Source organism: Streptomyces sudanensis (genome assembly GCF_023614315.1).
GTDB classification, from domain to species: domain Bacteria; phylum Actinomycetota; class Actinomycetes; order Streptomycetales; family Streptomycetaceae; genus Streptomyces; species Streptomyces sudanensis.
In genome coordinates this window covers 369,065-387,527 of sequence record NZ_CP095474.1, presented here as the reverse complement: position 1 = coordinate 387,527, position 18,463 = coordinate 369,065, and the positions used below count along the sequence as shown (strand labels likewise).

The 18,463-nt window shown below is 71.8% G+C and carries 11 protein-coding genes; 5 read left to right on the top strand and 6 right to left on the bottom strand.

Features of this window, described 5'->3' with window-relative positions; all coding sequences use genetic code 11:
• Positions 1–297 precede the first annotated feature (297 nt).
• Complete coding sequence (locus MW084_RS01640; RefSeq protein ID WP_010469269.1) at positions 298–2,289, bottom strand: N-6 DNA methylase; 1,992 nt, start codon at positions 2,287–2,289, stop codon at positions 298–300.
• A 156-nt stretch (positions 2,290–2,445) separates the two neighbouring features.
• Between MW084_RS01640 and MW084_RS01635 the strand changes: the two genes are divergently transcribed.
• The 4 genes from MW084_RS01635 (at position 2,446) to MW084_RS01620 (ending at position 12,431) form a co-directional block, all read left to right on the top strand.
• Positions 2,446–3,387, top strand: a complete 942-nt coding sequence (locus MW084_RS01635; RefSeq protein ID WP_029553356.1) for a serine/threonine-protein kinase — start codon at positions 2,446–2,448, stop codon at positions 3,385–3,387.
• A 98-nt stretch (positions 3,388–3,485) separates the two neighbouring features.
• A complete protein-coding gene (locus tag MW084_RS01630) occupies positions 3,486–4,736 on the top strand; it encodes a serine/threonine-protein kinase (protein WP_029553357.1) in 1,251 nt (416 codons plus the stop codon).
• A 139-nt stretch (positions 4,737–4,875) separates the two neighbouring features.
• Positions 4,876–8,115, top strand: a complete 3,240-nt coding sequence (gene drmD, locus MW084_RS01625; RefSeq protein ID WP_010469273.1) for a DISARM system SNF2-like helicase DrmD — start codon at positions 4,876–4,878, stop codon at positions 8,113–8,115.
• Complete coding sequence (locus tag MW084_RS01620) at positions 8,112–12,431, top strand: Eco57I restriction-modification methylase domain-containing protein (protein ID WP_010469275.1); 4,320 nt, start codon at positions 8,112–8,114, stop codon at positions 12,429–12,431. The genes drmD and MW084_RS01620 overlap by 4 nt, the downstream gene beginning before the upstream one ends.
• Positions 12,432–12,516: 85 nt before the next feature.
• Here MW084_RS01620 and MW084_RS01615 read toward each other — a convergent pair whose 3' ends face one another.
• The 3 genes from MW084_RS01615 to MW084_RS01605 form a co-directional block, all read right to left on the bottom strand.
• Positions 12,517–12,723, bottom strand: a complete 207-nt coding sequence (locus tag MW084_RS01615) for a DUF397 domain-containing protein (RefSeq protein ID WP_010469277.1) — start codon at positions 12,721–12,723, stop codon at positions 12,517–12,519.
• Between the two features lie 313 nt (positions 12,724–13,036).
• A complete protein-coding gene (locus tag MW084_RS01610) occupies positions 13,037–13,243 on the bottom strand; it encodes a DUF397 domain-containing protein (protein WP_010469279.1) in 207 nt (68 codons plus the stop codon).
• Positions 13,240–14,100: a helix-turn-helix domain-containing protein gene (locus MW084_RS01605; protein ID WP_010469281.1), complete on the bottom strand. Its 861-nt coding sequence runs from the start codon at positions 14,098–14,100 to the stop codon at positions 13,240–13,242. Before MW084_RS01605 ends, MW084_RS01610 begins: the two co-directional genes overlap by 4 nt.
• A 448-nt stretch (positions 14,101–14,548) precedes the next feature.
• On the opposite strand from MW084_RS01605, the gene MW084_RS01600 reads away from it, so the two are divergent.
• Positions 14,549–14,998: an ATP-binding protein gene (locus tag MW084_RS01600; RefSeq protein WP_010469283.1), complete on the top strand. Its 450-nt coding sequence runs from the start codon at positions 14,549–14,551 to the stop codon at positions 14,996–14,998.
• A gap of 242 nt (positions 14,999–15,240) precedes the next feature.
• Here MW084_RS01600 and MW084_RS01595 read toward each other — a convergent pair whose 3' ends face one another.
• Positions 15,241–15,849 (bottom strand): hypothetical protein, encoded by a 609-nt coding sequence (locus MW084_RS01595; RefSeq protein WP_050986732.1) that lies wholly within the window; start codon positions 15,847–15,849, stop codon positions 15,241–15,243.
• 32 nt (positions 15,850–15,881) lie between these two features.
• On the bottom strand, positions 15,882–18,431 hold the full coding sequence (locus tag MW084_RS01590) for a GmrSD restriction endonuclease domain-containing protein (RefSeq protein WP_010469285.1): 2,550 nt from the start codon (positions 18,429–18,431) through the stop codon (positions 15,882–15,884).
• Between the last annotated feature and the right edge of the window lie 32 nt (positions 18,432–18,463).

The window sequence follows — 18,463 nt, the reverse complement described above, 5'->3', positions numbered from 1 at the left end:
CGCCCCCACCCGGGCTGGTGACGGCCGGGCGCGGACCCCGTCCCGGGCGCGGACCCCGTCCCGGGCGCGGACCCCGTCCCCCACGCGGCTCGTCCCGCGTACCGCTCGTCCCGCGTACCGCCCCGTCCCGCGTACCGCTCGTCCCGCGTACCGCCCCGTCCCGCGTACCGCTCGTCCCGCGTACCGCCCGTCCCTCACGCGGCCCGTCCCGGGAGGAGCCCCGCCACCCCATACGGCCCGCGGCGCCCGCCGTGCCCCCGCGCGGCACAAAGGCGGCAACCTCCCCGGGGTGTGGGGTCAGGGGGCCAGTCCGCCCACCGCGAACTGGTCGATCGTGTCGCTCACCAGTGCCCTGCCCAGGCCGTCGGCCTTGACGAGCTGCGACTCGAAGACCCTGAGGTGGCGGAAGGCCTCGGCGTACGCGGCCTGCTTCTCCAGGGGGAGCTGGAGCACGTGCAGACGCCGGATGTCGATCCGAGAGGAACTGGAGGCGTGGGTACCGGCCTGCCGGCCGTTGGAGGGGGCCCGCAGGCAGCCGGCGAGGAAGTGGGCGTCCATCTTCGCCGGGTCCACCCGAAGGGCGTAGAGCTGGGGTCCCAGGGCCGTCGGGGGCCCTTCGTGGACCCAGGCCCTGAACGCGCGGACGACGCCGGCGACCACGACGTCGCCCCTCTCGACGACCACCGGTGCCGATCCGGTGGTGACGAGCCCGCTGGGAGCGCTGTCCGTCAGCAGGTCGGCGACGGTGAGGAGGGGCACGGAGTCCCTTCCGCTTCCCGCCGGCTCGTCCGGCGGCTGCTGCCCGGCGCGCAGCGACAGGGCGCCGGCTTTGACGAGGTCTCCCACGCTGACCGTGCTCTGCTGCCCGCCGGTTCCGAAGCCCAGTTCCGACAGGCGCTGGGCCCGGTCGGTCAGGTCGGCCAGCACCGTGCCCAGCTCCTCCCAGGAGGAGGCGAGTTCACGGCCGGTGGCCTCGGTGTTCACGGGAACGTGGCGTCCGGGGGTGACGTCGACCTCGTCGTCCAGGAGGTCGATGAGGGGAATGCGGGCGGCGCCGTCCGGCAGATCGGTGTCCGGCTGATCGAGGGCTTCCAGCGCGGAGAGGACGAAGGCGCCGAACGCGTCCCAGTCGGGGCCGGGTTCGCGTGTGCCGGATCTCGCGAAGCGGGTGGCGTCGACCAGGAGCACGTCCTGGCCGGGCAGCCCCGCGTCCGGGCCGTCCGGAGCGGTTCTGAGGACCCACAACTGGAGCGAGACGCTGTGTGGCTGCGCGCTGCCGGGGGGGAGGGCCACCACGGCCCGCAGCACGCCGCTGCGCAGCAGGGAGCTGCGGATGCGCCGGCCCGCCCGGCGGGAGGCGACCGCCGGGGGGAGGAGGACCACGGCCGCCCCGCCGGGCTTCAGGCGGGAGAGCAGGTGCTGCACCCACGCCAGTTCCGGCTCGGTGCGCGGCGGGAGGCCGTGGGTCCAGCGCTGGTCGGTGGCGAGCTCCTCGTAGCCCCAGTCGCGTTCGTTGAACGGCGGGTTGCAGAGTGCGATGTCCGCGCGCGCTTCGGCGAACGGGTCCTCGCGCAGGGCGTCCGCCGTCGCGATCTCCGCGCGGACGCCCGGGTGGGCGTCCGCGGCGAACGCCAGCCGCGCGGAGGCCAGTGCGGCGAGGGCCGGCTCCCGTTCGCCCGCGAGCACCACCGTCCTGCCCGCGGGCGGGCGCTCCCGGACGGCGGCGGCCACCAGGTGCCCCGTGCCGCAGGCCGGATCGAACACGGTCAGGTCCTCCTCCTGCCCGCCGGACCGGACGCGGAGGGCGATCCGCGCCATCAGCGCGGCGAGCGGCGGGGGTGTCGTGCTGAGTTGCCGGACGTGTGTTTCGAGCCATCGCTGGAGCAGGAACTCGAAGGTCTCACGCGTCCCCTCCTCCCGGCCCCGCTCGGCCGCCTCGCGCGCCAGCCTCCGCGCTTCCGGGGTGAGCCCGGCGGGCGGGCCGCCGGTGCGGGAGGAGCGCATGAGGCGGGCCGCTTCGGCGATCGCCAGCCCCGACTCGTCCCTGCTGCCCAGTGCCTCGAAGCGGGGCCAGAGGAACTCGCGGCCGCCGGCGTCCGCCAGCTTGCCGTTCTCCCTCAGCCACCGCTCGACCTCGGCCAGGGAGAACTGCGGACTGACGTCGGTGCCGCCGATGCGTTGGGGAAAGGAGTCGTGGCGTCTTCGCCAGTTGCTCACCGCGGCGCGGCCCACGCCGGCGATCCGGGCGATCTCGGCCAGACTGACGGGCACGGCGTCGTGTGTACTCATCGGCGGTCTCCGGTGGCTTGGTTGCCTGCGCTGGGGGGTGGCCGGCGGCGAACAGGTGACAGTGACACCCTTGCCGAGAGGCTACTACGCTCATTGACTGTGTTTACACGGTAAGTATTCGGATTTGTCGTGTGGAGAGTGTGGGGGAAGTGTGTAATGCGGGGACTTGGACCCGGAACGGTGCTCCAGGAGCGGTACCGGCTCACGTCAGTGCTCGGCCGTGGTGCGATGGGGCAGGTGTGGCAGGGCCGTGACCTGCGGCTGGAGCGGCCGGTGGCCGTCAAGACCGTCGCCGCGGAGCTCCTCTCCCTCCCGGGGGGCCGGGAGGAGGCGCTGGCGCGCTTCCGCAGGGAGGCGAAGGTCGCCGCGCGCCTCGACCACCCGAACACCACCACCGTCTTCGACGCGTCGATCACGGACGGCACCTGCTGCCTGGTGATGGAACTGATCGAGGGCGTCACCCTGGAGTTCCTCTTCGACCAGTGGGAGGGCGGGCGTCTCGACGTGCCCACGGCCGCTTCCGTCGCCGCGCAGCTGTGCGCCGGCCTGTCGGCCGTCCACGCGACCGGTCTGGTGCACCGCGACCTCAAGACCCAGAACGTCATGGTCCGGCGGGACGGCCTCGTGAAGATCCTGGACTTCGGGCTGGTGAAGGTACTCGCGGACACCGACCCTCGCCTGACCATGACCGGCGAGAACGTCGGCAACATCGTGTGCGCCTCACCGGAACTCCTCTCCGGTGAGGGGCGGATCGACGGGCGCAGCGACCTCTACGCGGTGGGCTGCCTCCTCCACCACATGCTCACCGGGGAGACGCCCTTCCCCACCGACCGGCCCGCGCTCCTGGTGACGCACCACCTGAGCTCGCCGCCGCCCGCGATCCCCGGTTCGGCGGCCGACGTCCCGCACGGCCTCCGGGAACTGGTCGCCGCCCTGCTGGCCAAGCGCCCGGACGACCGCCCCTCCTCGGCGGCCGAGACCTACGCGGCCCTGGCGCCGTACCTCCCGCGGCCCCGTCCGGAGCTGGCCGTCCACTCCGCCCCGCCCGAGGACCCCCGCCGGCCGTTCCTGGTTCCGCAGGGCCCCAGGCCCGTGTGAACGGTGCGAAAATGCCCCCACGGCCGGGTGCGCGACGCACTCCGGCCGTGCGGAAGCGAGGGGCGCCGCGGGCGGCGCCGGGACTGGGGACGGGCGCGATGCGGCGAAGCCTTGGGCGGTACGAGCTGAGGCGGGAGCTCGGCCGGGGCGGCATGGGGGTCGTCTGGGCGGCGTACGACCGGGAGCACGACCGCGAGGTCGCCGTGAAACTCCTCGCCCCGCGCGCGGGAGGGGCGGATTTCACCTCCCTGGAGCGCCGGTTCCTGCGGGAGGCCCTCCTGACCAGCCGTCTGACGCACCCGGGCATCCCCGCGGTCCACGACCACGGCTCCCACCGGGGCGAGCTCTACCTCGTCATGGACCTCGTCCCCGGCCGCGCCCTCGACGCCGTCCTCGCCGGTGAGGGGCCGCTGCCCGTCCGGCGGGCGGCGGGGGTCGCACGGCGTACGGCGGAGGTGCTGGCCTACGCGCACGGCCAGAGCGTCGTGCACCGCGACCTCAAGCCGTCGAACCTCATGGTCACCCCCGGCGGCGGGGTCGGGATCCTCGACTTCGGAATCGCGGCCGCCCTGGAACCGCAGCCCGGCGAGACGCGCTTCACCGCCGCCAACGCCGCTTTGGGCACCGTCCTCTACATGGCGCCCGAGCAGGCCGTGGGACGGCCCGTACCCGCCAGCGACCTGTACTCGCTGGGGTGCGTCCTGTACGAGATGCTGACCGGCGCACCGCCCTTCACCGCCGGAAGCCCGTTCCTGCTGTACCACCGGCACGCGCAGGACCCCGTGCCGCCCCTGTGCGACCGCCGCTCCGGCGTCCCGGCCGGGCTGCGGGAGCTGGTGGAGGCCCTGCTGGCCAAGCGGCCGGAGGACCGCCCCGCCTCCGCGGCCGAGGTGGCCGCGCGACTCGCCCACTGGGATCCGGCGCCCGCGCCCGCGGTCCCCCACCCGCGCCTGGCCGAGGCGGACGCGCTCCGCCGCTCGGGCCACCCGGCCCGCGCCCTGGAGCAGTACGAACGGCTCGCGGCGGCCGCCGGCCTGGAGCGGGCCGACGTGCTGGCCGCCCGGGTCGGGCGCGCCCTGTGCGCCGGCGCGCTCGGCCGCACCCGGGAGGCCCTGGACGAGCTGAGGTCGGTCCTCGCCGAGCAGCGCAGCCTGCACGGACCGGACGACCCGGGGGTGCTGGACACGCGGTACGAGATCGCCGTGCTCCTGGCCCGCACGGGCGACCGCCATGCCGCCGGCGAACTGCTGCGGCGACTGGCGGACGACGAGGACCGGCTCCTGCCCGGGAGCGACCCCCGGCACGGGCGCGCCCGTGCGCTGCGGGGCCGACTGGACCGGATCGTGTGAACCCTCCCGGGCCGAGTTTGGATGTGTGATCTATGTTCACGGATGGTGGCCCGTGTTACGCTCCGACCGCACCGTCCCGGCGGGGAGACAGGCCGCCGTCCGCGGACGGCGACAGGACACATCGAGGGGAACAGCGTCCATGACACCAGCGGTCCAGCGGAACACCGGGCGGGCGGGAGCCGAACGGCTCCCCGAGGACGGCAACCTCGTCGAGGTGCGCGGCCAGTCCTGGGTGGTCGCCGGGGTCGAGCCGGCCCCCGCCGACGGCCACCGGGAGCGCCCGCCGGCCACCCTCGTCCACCTCCAGTCCGTCGCCGACGGCCGCTTCGGCGACACCCTCTCCGTCATCTGGGAGGTCGAGCCCGGCCGCCGCATCCTCCCCGCCGGCTCCCTCCCGGACGCCTCCGCCGGGGCCTACGACCCCCCGCACCGCCTCGCCGCCTTCCTGGACGCCGTCCGCTGGTCCGCCGTGGCCTCCGCCGACGCCAGGACCCTCCAGGCCCCCTTCCGCTCGGGCGTCGCCGTCGAGCCGTACCAGCTGGAACCGGTCTCCCGGGCCGTCGGCGCCCCCCGCGTCAACCTCCTCCTCGCCGACGACGTCGGCCTCGGCAAGACCATCGAGGCCGGCCTCGTCGTCCAGGAACTGCTCCTGCGCGGCCGGGCCCGCCGCGTCATGGTCGTCTGCCCCGCCGGACTGACCCTGAAGTGGCGCGACGAGATGGCCGAGAAGTTCGGCCTGGAGTTCACCATCGTGGACTCCGAGCACTGCGCCCGCCTGCGCCGCACCCACGGCACGGCCGCCAACCCCTTCCGCGTCCACCCGCTGACGGTCGTCTCCCTGCCCTGGCTGCGCGGCCGGAAGGCCCAGCGGCTCCTCGACGAGGTCGTCGGCGCCCCCGAGGAGAGCCCCGACGGCGAGCACAGGCGCTTCTTCGACCTGCTCGTGCTCGACGAGGCCCACCACGTCGCGCCCGCCGCGCCCAAGCAGGTCTACGCCGTCGACTCCCAGCAGACCAAGCTGATCCGGCGCCTCGTCCCGCACTTCGAGCACCGCCTCTTCCTCTCCGCCACCCCGCACAACGGCTACCCCGAGTCGTACACCGCGCTCCTGGAACTCATCGACGACCAGCGCTTCGCGCGAGGCGTCGACCCCGACCGGGAAGCGCTCAGGGACACCGTCGTCCGCCGCCTGAAGTCGACGGTCGCCAACGCCGACGGCACACCCCGCTTCCGCACCCGCAGGACCCTCGAACTCCCCGTGGACTACACCCCGCAGGAGCGCGAGGTCCACCGGCTCCTCGGGGAGTTCGCCGCACTGCGCCGCGGGAAGCTCGCCCCGAAGGCCCGGGGCGGGCGCCGCGCCGCCGACCTGGTGACGCTGCTGCTGAAGAAGCGCCTCTTCTCCTCCCCGGCGGCCTTCCTCCACACCGTGCGGGTCTACCTCTCCCACCTGGAGGACACCGGACCCGTCCGGGGACGCTCGGCCGCCACCGAAGTCCCGGAGTGGCTGGAGGAGTTCACCGACCTCGTCGCCGACCTCGACGACACCGGCCTCGTCGACGCCGAGGACGACGCGCTGACCCGCTCCACCTCCCTCACCCCCGCCGAGGACGGCCGCGAACTCGACCTGCTCCAGAGCATGGAACGCTGGGCCCTCACCCACGAGGCCGCCCCCGACTCCAAGGCCGAGGCCCTGATCCGCGAACTCAAGGCCGTCTGCCGGACGTCCGACGGCAGGCACTGGACGAACGAGCGGGTCGTCGTCTTCACCGAGTACCGCGACACCCAGGAGTGGCTGTACGACCTCCTCCAGCAGGAGGCGCTCACCGACGGCGGCCGCGTCGAGCGCCTCCACGGCGGCCTCTCCGCCGAGGAGCGCGAACGCATCCGCCTCGGCTTCCAGACCGACCCCTCCCGCCCCGAGGGCAGGGTCCGCATCCTCCTCGCCACCGACGCCGCGGGCGAGGGCATCGACCTCCAGAACCACTGCCACCGCCTGATCAACTACGACATCCCCTTCAACCCCAACAAGCTCGAACAGCGCATCGGCCGCATCGACCGCTGGGGGCAGAAGCACGACCCGGAGATCACCCACTTCATCGGCTCCGGCTGGCAGGAGGCCCAGGCCGGCTCCTACGAGGCCGACCTGGAGTTCCTCTCCCGCGTCGCCAGGAAGGTCGCCCGCATGGAGCGCGACCTCGGCTCCGTCAACGCCGTCCTCGCCGACGCCGTCCAGCGCCGCATGACCGGCGACACCGCCCCCATCGACATCGAGAACGCCAGGCCCAGGCCCATCAAGGGCCGCCGCACCGGCGGCGAGGTCGCCCCCGAGCAGAACGTCACCGCCCAGACCAAGAGGCTCGCCGACCAGTACGACGAGACGGTCTCCGCCCTCGGCCTCACCCCCGCCAACGTCAAACGGGTCGTCGACACCGCCCTCGCCCTGGACAACCAGCCCCCGCTGCTGCCCTCCACGGTCCGCGCCGAGGACTTCGAACCGGGCGACCTCTTCGAGGTGCAGCCCCTCTCCGGTACCTGGGAGCGGGCCACCCGCGGCCTCGCCCACAAGCTCCGCGAGGGCGAGCAGCGCCCCCTCACCTTCTCCCCGGCCGTCGCCGCGCGAGGCGGGGACGACGTGGTCCTCGCCCACCTCAGGCACCCCCTCGTCGCCCTCTCCACCCGCCTGCTCACCGCGGCCGTCTGGAACGCCGACTCGGTGGGCCTCCACCGCGTCACCGCCGTCGTCACCGACGACCCGGCCGTCACCACCACCCTCGTCTCCGCCTACGCCCGCTACGTCCTCGTCGGCACCGACGGCACCCGCCTCCACGAGGAAGTCCTCTACGCGGGCGGCTGGTTCGGCGACACCGGCCGCTTCCGCCGCTGGGAGTCGGTCAACGAACAGGGCCGCGTCCTGTCCCGCGCCCTCACCGACGGCACCGAGGCCGCCCCGCACCTGCGCAAGGAACTCACCGAGGCCTGGCCCAGGCTCCGCGACCCCCTCTACCGCTCCCTGGAGGCCCGCGCCGCCGAACTCGGCCGCCAGCTCGAAAGCCGCCTCGCCGACCGCCGGGCCGAGGAGGAGCGCCGCATCACCGCCACCCTCGACCGCTTCGAGAACACCCTGCGCGCCAAGCTCAGGGAGGAGGGCGAAGGCGAGGGCGAACAGCTCGCCCTGCTGACCACCCACGAACTGACCGGCCACGAACGCCGCCAGTTCGAGGACGACCGCCGCCGCTGGCAGGAACGCCTCGACGGCCTGCCCGCCGAACGCGAACGCGAACTCGCCGCCATCGCCGCCCGCTACCGCGAGCCCCGCTCCCACCTCTTCCCCGCCGCCGTCGTCTTCGTCGTCCCCGCAAAGGAAGCCCGCCGATGAGCCCCCGCCGCCCCGTGAGCCCTGGAGTCGCCGCCGCCAAGGCCCAGGCCGCCGACGGCCGCCGGCAGCACCAGGAGTGGCTGGACCTCACCGAGGTCTCCGGCCCCTTCCTCACCATGCCCGTCCTGCTGCGCGCCTGGCCCCAGCTCGACACCCTGGAGAAGGACGAACGCGTCCGGCTGCGCGCCCGCCACGCCGACTGGCAGACCGACACCGTCGCCGGCCGCGACGAGTGGGTGGCCTACGTCCTGCGCCGCCTGCTCGGCTGGGGCGACGCCCTCGCCTTCCGCCAGGGCGACGCGGAGCACCACGGCCTGGACCGCCTCACCCTGCGCGTCGCCGAGCACAACACCGAGGTCCGCCCCGACTTCGCCCTCGTCGAACCGGGCACCGACCTCGCCGCCGAACCCGACGCGGAGTCCGCCGCCAAACACGTCCGCCTCCTCGGCCTGACCGTGCCCGCCGGCACCGCGCCCACCGCCCGCGCCGGCGCCGGCGGCGACTGGACCGCGTCCCCCGCCGACCGCCTGGCCCGCCTGCTGCGCCACCACGGCGTCCCCCTCGGCCTCGTCACCGACGGCCGCTGGTGGTGCCTGGTCTGGGCCCCGCTCGGCGGCGTCACCACCACCGCCGTCTTCGACTCCATCAGCTGGAACGAGGCCGCCGAACGCAACGTCGTCCGCGCCTTCGCCTCCCTGCTGAGCCGCCGCCGCTTCTTCGCGTACGACGAACCCGAGACGCTGGCGGGGCTCCTCAAGGCCAGCCTCGCCGCCGGCGAGGACGTCACCGAGGCCCTCGGCGTCCAGGTCCGCCAAGCCGTCGAACTCCTCGTCGACGCCATAGGGCGCGCCGACGCCCGCGCCGTCGAGCACGGCGCGCCCGGCCTGCACGCCTCCGGCGTCGGCGCGGGCGAGGTCTACCGCGGCGCGGTCGCGGTCATGATGCGCCTGGTCTTCCTCCTCTTCGCCGAGGAACGCGGCCTGCTCCCCGCCGACAACGAGGTGTACGCCCGCTCCTACTCGGCGCGCTTCCTGCGCGACGAGCTGAAGGCCCGCGCCGACGAGGAGGGCGAGACCTCCCTGGAGCACACCACCTCCGCCTGGCACCGCCTGATCGCCCTCTTCCACGCCGTGCACGGGGGAGTGGACCACCCCGGCTCCGGCTTCCGCCTCCCCGCCTACGACGGCTCGATCTTCGACCCCGACACCTACCCCTGGCTGGAGCGCACCACCCCGCTCCTGCCCATCGACGACCGCACCGTCCTGCACATGCTCCAGGCCGTGCAGGAGGTCCGCGTCGGCAAGGGCAGGCAGCGCGAGGTCCGCACCCTCAGCTTCCGCGCCCTGGACGTCGAGCAGATCGGCTACGTCTACGAGGGCCTGCTCTCCTTCGACGGCCGCCGCGCCACCGAGCACATGGTGGGCCTCATCGGCCCCGAGGGCCTCGAACACGAGGTCCCGCTGCGGGAGCTGGAGTCCCTGGCGGCGAAGGCGGGCGGCTCGCCGAAGACGCTCGCCAAGGCCATCCACGACACGTGGAAGGACCCCAAGCCCCCGGCGACGGCCGGCCAGCTGGAGAAGAAGCTCGCCCCGCTCGGGACGGAGGAGACGGCCGAGGCCCGGCGCCGCCTCAACGCGGTGACCAAGGACCCGGCGCTCACGGACCGCCTGCTGCCCTTCGTCGGCATCCTCCGCGACGACCTGCGCGGCCTGCCGACGGTCATCCCCAACGGCACCCTGTACGTCACCGAGTCCTCCCTGCGGAAGAACACCGGCACCCACTACACGCCCCGCTTCCTCGCCGAGGAGGTCGTCCTGCACGCGCTGGAGCCCCTGGTGTACGAGCCGGGCCCGCTCCAGACGGCGGACACGGGACAGTGGCGGCTGAAGTCCTCCGAGCGGATCCTCGACCTGAAGGTCGCGGACATCGCGATGGGCTCGGCGGCGTTCCTGGTGGCCGCCTGCCGCTACCTCGCGGACCGCCTCATCGAGGCCTGGGAGAACGAGGGCCGCACCGACGCGATGGTCTACCGGGCCGGGCGCGCCGTGGACGCCGTGACGGCGGCCGACGCCGAACAGGACCCCGTGGTCGTCGAGGCCCGCCGCCAGGTCATCGAGCACTGCCTGTACGGCGTGGACATCAACCCGATGGCCGTGGAGATGGCCAAGCTGTCGCTGTGGCTGGTCTCCATGGATCCCGAGCGGCCCTTCACCTTCCTGGACGACCGCCTGGTGTGCGGCGACTCCCTGCTGGGCGTGCACAGCATGGAGCAGCTCCAGTCCGTCCACATGAAGCCGCAGGGCCAGACCGACGTCTTGGCCGAACAGGCCCGGGACCTGGTCGACCAGCTGACGCGCGAACGCCTGGCGATCACCGCCATCAAGGGCGTCGACCTGTCGGCCCTCCAGAAGAAGCGGGAACGCCTGCAGGAGGTCAACCGGCACTCACGGCGCCTGCGACTGGTGGGCGACCTCATCGCGGGAGCGGCGATCGCCACCTGCGCCTCGGGGCGGGTGCCGTGGTACGAGAAGGAGGGCGGCGAGCGGATCCGGGACCTGTTCCCGCGGGCCGCGTGGATCGTCCAGCAGATCATGGAGGACGGGGTCGAGGACGACTCCGAGGTGGTGCGGCAGGCCCGTGCCACGGCGGAGGAGTGGCTGGCGGCGGAACTGCCAGAGGGGGCGCTGGAGCGGCGGCCGGTGCATTGGCCGTTGGTGTTCCCGGAGGTGTTTTCGCTGGGGGGTGGGTTCGATGCGGTGGTGGGGAACCCGCCGTTCCTGGGAGGAAATAAACTTACTGGCGTAGCGGGGGAGGCTTATCGAGAATATATGGTGGATCATGTTGCTTACGGGAAGAGGGGGAGTGCTGACCTCGTCGCTTACTTTGAATTGCGAGCTCATGAGCTTCTGAATTCGAATGGGCAATCTGGCCTAATTGCGACAAGTACCCTTGCTCAGGGTGATACGCGCGAGGTGGGGCTTGATCAACTTGCCGTCGCGAACATTGATATACGTCGAGCCGTTAAAGGGGAGCCGTGGCCGTCCGTATCAGCTACTCTAGAATATTGTGCTGTATGGACAAGTAAGGTGCCGCTCGCGGAAAATGCGGTACGAGTTCTTGATGGGATCGCAGTATCTAGTCGGATCTCTACATCTCTCATCCCTCAGACACGTCAGTCTCCCTGGGTGGCGCCTTTGTTTGAGAATAGCGGGATCGCGTTCCGTGGGGTCGTTCCGTTCGGTGCTGGGTTTATCATTTCGGAAGAGGTGGCTCGGGATTGGATCGCGGAAGACGAGCGCTATAGGGATATTCTTTTCCCCTACGTGAATGGGCAGGACGTCAATAATCACCCGCTGCATGGAAGCAGTAGATGGATCATTAATTTTCATGACTACAGTGAAAGTGAAGCGAGGAAATTTTCTAGGGCGTACGAAAAGGTTTTGCGAGAGGTAAAGCCCGAACGGGATCGGAATAAACGGGAAGCGCGGCGGCGGAAATGGTGGCAGTTCGCTGAGCGTGCACCGGGGCTTGAATCCGCCGTGGCACCTCTGCGGCAGTGTATTGCTATGGCGCAGGTCAGCAAGACGGCCATGCCGGTGCTGGTGGAATGCGGAAAGGTATTCGATCAGAAGGTTACCGTATTTGCTTCAGATGATGCGGCGCTGCTCGCTGCGCTGTCCAGCGCGGCGCATTATTGGTGGGCCATCGAACGGTCAGGGAAGATGCGTAGTGACTTGAGTTACTCGCATACGGATGTTTTTCTGACAATGCCCTTGCCGAATTTTAGTGATTCGCTTCAATGCTTGGGTGAGCGTCTCTCAAAATTTCGTCAGGAATTGATGTTGCGGAGGGGGGTCGGTCTGACTCCAGTCTACAATCTGGTTCATAACCCCGATTGTCGAGACGAAGATATCGTCGAACTTCGGCGCATCCATAGAGAGATTGATAAGGTCACCCTTGAGGCATATGGCTGGTTCGACCTCTTGGATGACTCTGGGAATACGCTACCCGCCGACTCGACCCACGAGACGTTTCCACTTGACCACGACTTCCACGAGACCGAGCAAGGCACCCGCTACACCATCGGTCTGCTTGCCCGGACCGAGATCATCGACCGGCTGCGCCAGTTGAACCACCAGGCGTATGCCGATGAGGTTCACCTTGGTCTGCACAAGGGCGTGACGGAGAAGAAGGCCAGGGAGAAGCACCCCGACTTGCCCCCGCCTTCTCCCGAAGCTGTTCGGAAGCGCAAGGAGCAGCTTGCTGCGCGAGGTGGGGCGGATTTCGGTGAGGGCGCTGAGGGCGCCCTGTTCTGAGTCGGCGGCATGACAACGGGCTGGTTCGCGTCACCCCAAGTGACGTGAACCAGCCCGTTGTTCCGCTCGAAGGTGCTGGTCGGCGCTATCCCGCCGTGAGTGCGACGAACGCCGCCCACTCGTTCCGGCCGACCCGCAGTACCGGCCCGGCGCCTGCGGCCTTGGAGTCCCGTACGTACACGGTGTCGGGACCGGCGGCCATCTCCACGCAGTTGCCGCCGTCCGATCCGCTGTAGCTGCTCTTGAACCAGTGCAGCTCGCCCGTGCGCTCGGGTACCTGCTTCACGCTCATGCTTCTCCCACCAGTCGTTCGATGAGCCGCGCGGGCTCGACGGCGTTCAAAGCCTGCGAGCGCACCTTGCCATAGCGCAACCCGGAGGCGCTGACCTCCGCCGGATCACGAACGACACACCCGACCTCCTGGGACTCGACGCCCCGAGGCGCCGGTGCCCTCTTGTCTCCACCATCACGAACGGACCGTCCAGACCAGTGTGGAACGCCGGTGATGTAGGCACGACCTATACCTCGACGTTGCACAACGAGCCTGCTGCGCCGTATCAGGGGGACGCAGCAGGCTCGTTGTCTCGTTCGGGTGCTGGTCGGCGCTATCCCGCCGTGAGCGCGACGAACGCCGCCCACTCGCCCCGGCCGACTCGCAGCACCGGCCCGGCGCCTGCGGCCTTGGAGTCCCGTACGTACACGGTCTCCGGACCGGCGGCCACCTCCACGCAGTCACCGCCGCCCGATCCGCTGTAGCTGCTCTTGAACCAGCGCAGCCCGTCCATGTTCTCGGTCACCTGCTCCATGCTCATGTCTCTCCCACCATCCGCTCGATGAGCCGCGCAGACTCCACGCCGTTCAGGGCCTGCGATCGCAGCTTGCCATACCGCAACCCGAAGGCGCTGACCTCTGCCGGATCACGGACGACACACCCGACCTCTTGGGACTCGATGTACCCGAGGCGATGGTGCTCGCCGGTCTCCAGCACCACGAACGGTCCGTTCAGTCCGGAATGGAACCCCGGGGCGGCAGGCATGATCTGGACCTCGACGTTGCGCAACGCACCGACCTCCAGCAACCGTTGCCACTGCCCGCGCATGACCCCCGCATCGCCCACCGGGTTCCGCAACGCCTCCTCGCTCACGATGAACGACAGTTCCGCCAGCGGCACCCGCGTCAGCAGCTTCTGCCGACTCAGCCGCGCCTCCGTGCGCTGGTCGATGATCTCCTCGCTCAGCGGCGGACAGTGCCCCGCGAACACCGCCCGCGCGTAGTCTTCCGTCTGCAACAGCCCCGGCACCAGCAGCGGGTCGTACGAGAACCGGCTCGCCGCATCCGCCTCGATCACCGCGAAGTTGCGGAAGAAGCGCGGGAGTTTCGCCCGGTCCATCTCGTCCTGGAGCACCTCCAGCACTCCGCCCGCCTCCAGTACCCGCTCCGCCGCCCGCGTGAACGCCGCCTTCGCCGGCCGCCGCCCCTGCTCGACCGAGGCGACCTGCTCCACCGAGTAGCCGATGGCCTCCGCCAGCGCCTGCTGGTTCAGCCCGGCGCGCTTGCGCAGGTGCTGGAGCAGCCTGCCGTACGCCGACCACGCGCCCGGCAGGTCGCCGCCGCCCTCCTTCGGCCCCGTCGTACGACCGGTCCGCTTCTCCCGCGTCTCCTGTACCACTCTGACACCCTTCCGTCCCGGACACTCCGCCCCCGCACCCCACCGCCGGGGCCATGTCCAACGCGGACCGCGAAGCCCGGGACACGTTCCCCGACCCGTACAAAGGCCGTACGGAATCCCGTACGGGCACGGGTGGCGGGGCCGCGCGCCCCCGTACCACCGGGCTTCGAGGACATGCCCTCCGGGGTGGCGTACGGGCGGTGCACGGGCACCACTGCCGCGCGGCTCCCGCCCCCGTACCAGAGCGCTTCCGCGCCCGGCGGGCCGCCGGTACCGGAGCCGCCGCGGCCCACCGGCCGATCGGCCCATCGGCGCGCCGGCGCGCCGGCGCGGTCCCGCGGCACGGGTCCGTACAGCCGCCGTGTGGATCCGCGCCACGGCCGTACCGCGCGGACGAGTACGGAAGTCCGACCTCGGCAGGGCCCGCGCGCCACGCGACGGTTGCCCCATGACACATCCCCATGCCGCCGAACGACCGGTTCGCCCCCCGCAGTTCACCATCCTCCTCAGCAGCACCAGGCGCGGGGCGCGCCTCGCCCGCCGCCTCGCCGTCCAGCAGCTCGCGGCCTGGGGGATCCCGTACGACACCGACACCTCGCGGATCGTCGCCCTCGTCACGGCCGAGCTGGCGGCCAACGCGGTCACCCACGGCCGGGTACCCGGCCGTGGCTTCCGCCTGGCGCTGCGCCTGGTGCCCGAACGCGACGCCGTCCGCGTCGAGGTGACGGACGCCCGGCCGGAACGCCCACCGCTCGCCCCGGGAGCCGTCCACGCGGCGCACGACGCCCCGTCGGGGCGCGGCCTGTTCCTCGTCGCGGCCTGTGCCCGGCGGTGGGACTGGGAGGCCCGGGACGCGTGCACGAAGACCGTCTGGGCGGAGGTGGCGCACCCCGCCTGACCCGCTCGGTACGTCCCGTTCCGACGACGTCGTGACCGCCCCGCCGCAGTGTGCTCCCGGGCCGAACGGCACGCCCCGGCGGCCCGGCCCCGGCCGCCCGCCGTCCGGCGGGCGCGATCCCGAACCGTCGCGGGGGATCGGCCACCCGAACCGGTCGCGTTCANACACNTNNNNATGCCTGACNACNACANCCGCCCGCAGGCGCCGCCCACCCGCAGGCGCCGCCCACCCGCAGGCGCCGCCTACCGGGAGGGCAGCCAGCCGATGTGCCGCAGGACGGGCACGACGCGGAGGCAGGTGAACGCGGCCACCGGGGTCTCGCCGTCCGCCGCCGGGAAGAACAGGGCGTGCTGGAAGGGCTTCCCGGGCGGGGGGTCGTCCAGGTCCAGCGGTACCCGGAGGGTGTCCGGCCGATCGTGCGCGGGCTCCACGGTGACGCCCTCGCGCGCGGCGAGCGCGCGCAGCCCGTCCGGCCCCAGGTGGGCGGCGAGGTCCGCCGTGGTCAGCGACTTCCTGATGCGCGGCCGCTCCTGGCCGTCGACGTACGTGGGGTACATCATGAGCCGCTTCTCCGGGCGGGAGGGGGAACCCGTTATGCCCGACCAGAGCCGGTTGTACAGGTTCGACAGGGCGGCCGACACCTGGGGCACGACGGCGGGCTTGTCGAGGACCACGTCCCGCTCGCCGTTCGCCCAGTGCCTGTCGTGCAGCGTCAGCGGGGGGCGTCCGGGAAGGCGGAGTTCCCAGACGACGGGACGCGTCGTGGAGAGCACCCCGGAACACGTGACGCCCTCCCTCCGCTCCGGTGTCCCGCTGCTTCGCAGGAGGGTCAGATCACGCGAGATGTGCATGGGGTTCGAATGCCTCCGGTGGTGGTGGGGACTCAAGGGCGGCGGGCCAGGTCCAGGGCGGCCGTGTGGACGAACCAGTCGAGCACCGCGCAGATCCCCTCGCCGTGTTCCGCGAGGACCCGCACCGGGAAGGACGGGCGCAGCTCCAGCTTCGCCTCGGGCAGGTCGATGCCGTCGATCTCGTTGAGGCGGCGCAGGAGTTCCCGCCGTGTCTCGGTGTCGTCGAAGGGGGTGCGGTCCTTGAGGTACTGGAAGACGACCTCCACCGTCCCGCTCACCGGGTAGATCCCGAACGGCCAGACGAGGTGCGGCCGGTGGCCCGTGCCGGCGTCGAGCACCGGGAAGCAGCTCGTCTCCCCGTGCCGGCCGTAGGAGACGCGGCCGCCCTGGAGGCGCCAGAAGTCGAGCACGCCCAGGACCCCGGTGCAGGCCTGCGGCCAGTGCTCCCGCAACTGCGAGCGGAACCGTTCGGCCGCCTCGGCGTCCTCGTCGTCGGGCAGCGGATCGTGCGAGACGGGCTGCGCGACGTCCTTGCCCAGCAGGACGGCCAGCTCCGCGGCGGTCAGGCGCTGCGACTCGTGGGCCCGGCCCGACGCGTCGAACCTCACCCCCTCGCTCGCCAGCAGCTCCCGCGGCGGCGGCCTGTCACTGCCGTCCGGCCAGCGGAAGCCGGCCGAGACCCTGCCGTCCGCGGTCAGGACGCGGTGGGCGCCGATCACCGACGGGTGGGCCCCCAGGTGCGCGCCCACCGGCATCGGGTGGCTGCCGATCAGCTCGGCGACGTCGCCGTACGTCGTCCACGTCCCGCTGGGCATCGCCACCAGGGCGGCGCGCATCTCGGCCCAGCCCGGCCACTCCTCACCGGTGGGCTTGACCCCGCCGATCGGCCCCGGCCACAGGTCCACCGCTCGCCGTGCCAGGCGGTCGGCGCGCTGAAGGATCTCGGCCCTGCCCCAGCGCTTCGCCGAGGCGATCTCCTGGTTCATGCGCAGGGCACTGGAGTCGAGGATCTGCTGCTTGCGCTCGAAGGGGTTGTTGGACAGCTTCGCGTTGTCCCCGGTGAGCGTGAGGTTGCCGAGGGTGTGCACCAGCAGGTCGTGCAGCTCCTGGGGGGTCTGGCCCGGCTCGGTCTCCTCCGCGAGCAGGTCGAACCAGGCGGCGACGGGGCGTTGGGGGAGGACGTGCTCCACGCTGAGGGACGCCTTGGCGAAGTCGACGGGTTCGCTCGCGCCGTAGCTCTCCTCCAGGCGGCGCAGGATGTAGCTGCGCTGCGGGGGGCGACCGCTCCAGTAGAACGGCTTGCTGCGGATCGCCTCGCGCAGCTCCTCGTCGCTCGGCCAGCGGCGGCGCCGGCCGGACAGGAACCGGCGGACCGCCTCGGCCGCCGGCCGGTCGGTCTCCAGCTCCTTCGGGGCGTCCATGAAGATGCGGTTGAGGCCCGTCGTCGGTGTCTGGCAGACGAGGCGCCGCACCAGGTACGACTCGACGTACAGGAGTGCCTCCGCCGCGTCCTCGGCCGTCGTGCCCCCCGCGTCGACGAGGTCCAGCAGGTGGAGGGCGAGCGGGTAGTGGGTCTGGCCGCCCCAGGCCGCGAGGCGCTCCAGGACCGCGCGCAGCGGGGGAGAGGGCTCACGCTGCGGGTCGAGGATGCGCAGGAAGCGCTTCCCGCGCTCGGCCAGCCGGGCCATCTCGCGCTGCAGGGCGTCCTCGTCGCCGGCCAGCGGCTGGAGCCGCTTCTGCTGCTCCCGGTAGATCTCGCTCTGCTTGGTCTTGTGGTGGCCGCGCACCACCAGGTCCAGCCAGACGAGGAGTTCGAGGTTCCTGGGGCCGAGGCTCTGCTGCATGGGCAGCCACAGCTCCTGGTAGACCCGCTCGCCCCGCTTGGGCAGGAGCATGAACACGTAGTTGCGCAGCAGGTCGCTCTGGCTGAGCCCGACACCCGTGTTGTTGATCGACTCGAAGATCCGGTAGACGTTGTCGCCGGACTCCGCGGTGATCTCCACGATCGACAGCAGGTCCTTGAGGACCGTCCCGACCGTCGCGATCCACCGGTCGTCGCCGGAGGCTTCCCGGCCCTCGGCGAGCGCGCCGAGGAAGAACCGGTAGGCGGCGCCGACGTTGTCGCTGCCACCGGCTTCCGCGCGGGACTGGACGCAGGCCGTGTACGCCTCGCGGTCGGCCTGCGTCGGCAGCAGGCGGTAGTGGTCGAGCCCCTCGTGGAACTCGTTCACGAGGATCTGCCGGTGCACCCGGTCCGCGCCGCGCGGGTCGCCGGTCTCCTTGAGGTGGTCGCGCAACGCGGTGAACGCCAGCATGAGCGTCGTCAGCCGCTGCTGGCCGTCCACGACCAGCCACCGCTGTACCCCGCCGGCCTGGATCTGGCCGGGGGCGAGCACCACGGAGCCCAGGAAGTGCGGGGCCGCGGCCTCTCCGGACAGGTGCTGGTCGACGAGTTCGCCGATGTCCTCCCACAGCTGCTTCAGCTGCTCCCTGCCCCAGCTGTACGTCCTCTGGTAGAGGGGGACCTGGAACTGCTTCTCCCCCTGGACGAGTTTGAGGAAGGTGATCTCCTGTGCGCGCATGCGCTTCCTTTCCCTGTGCACGGGGGCGGTCC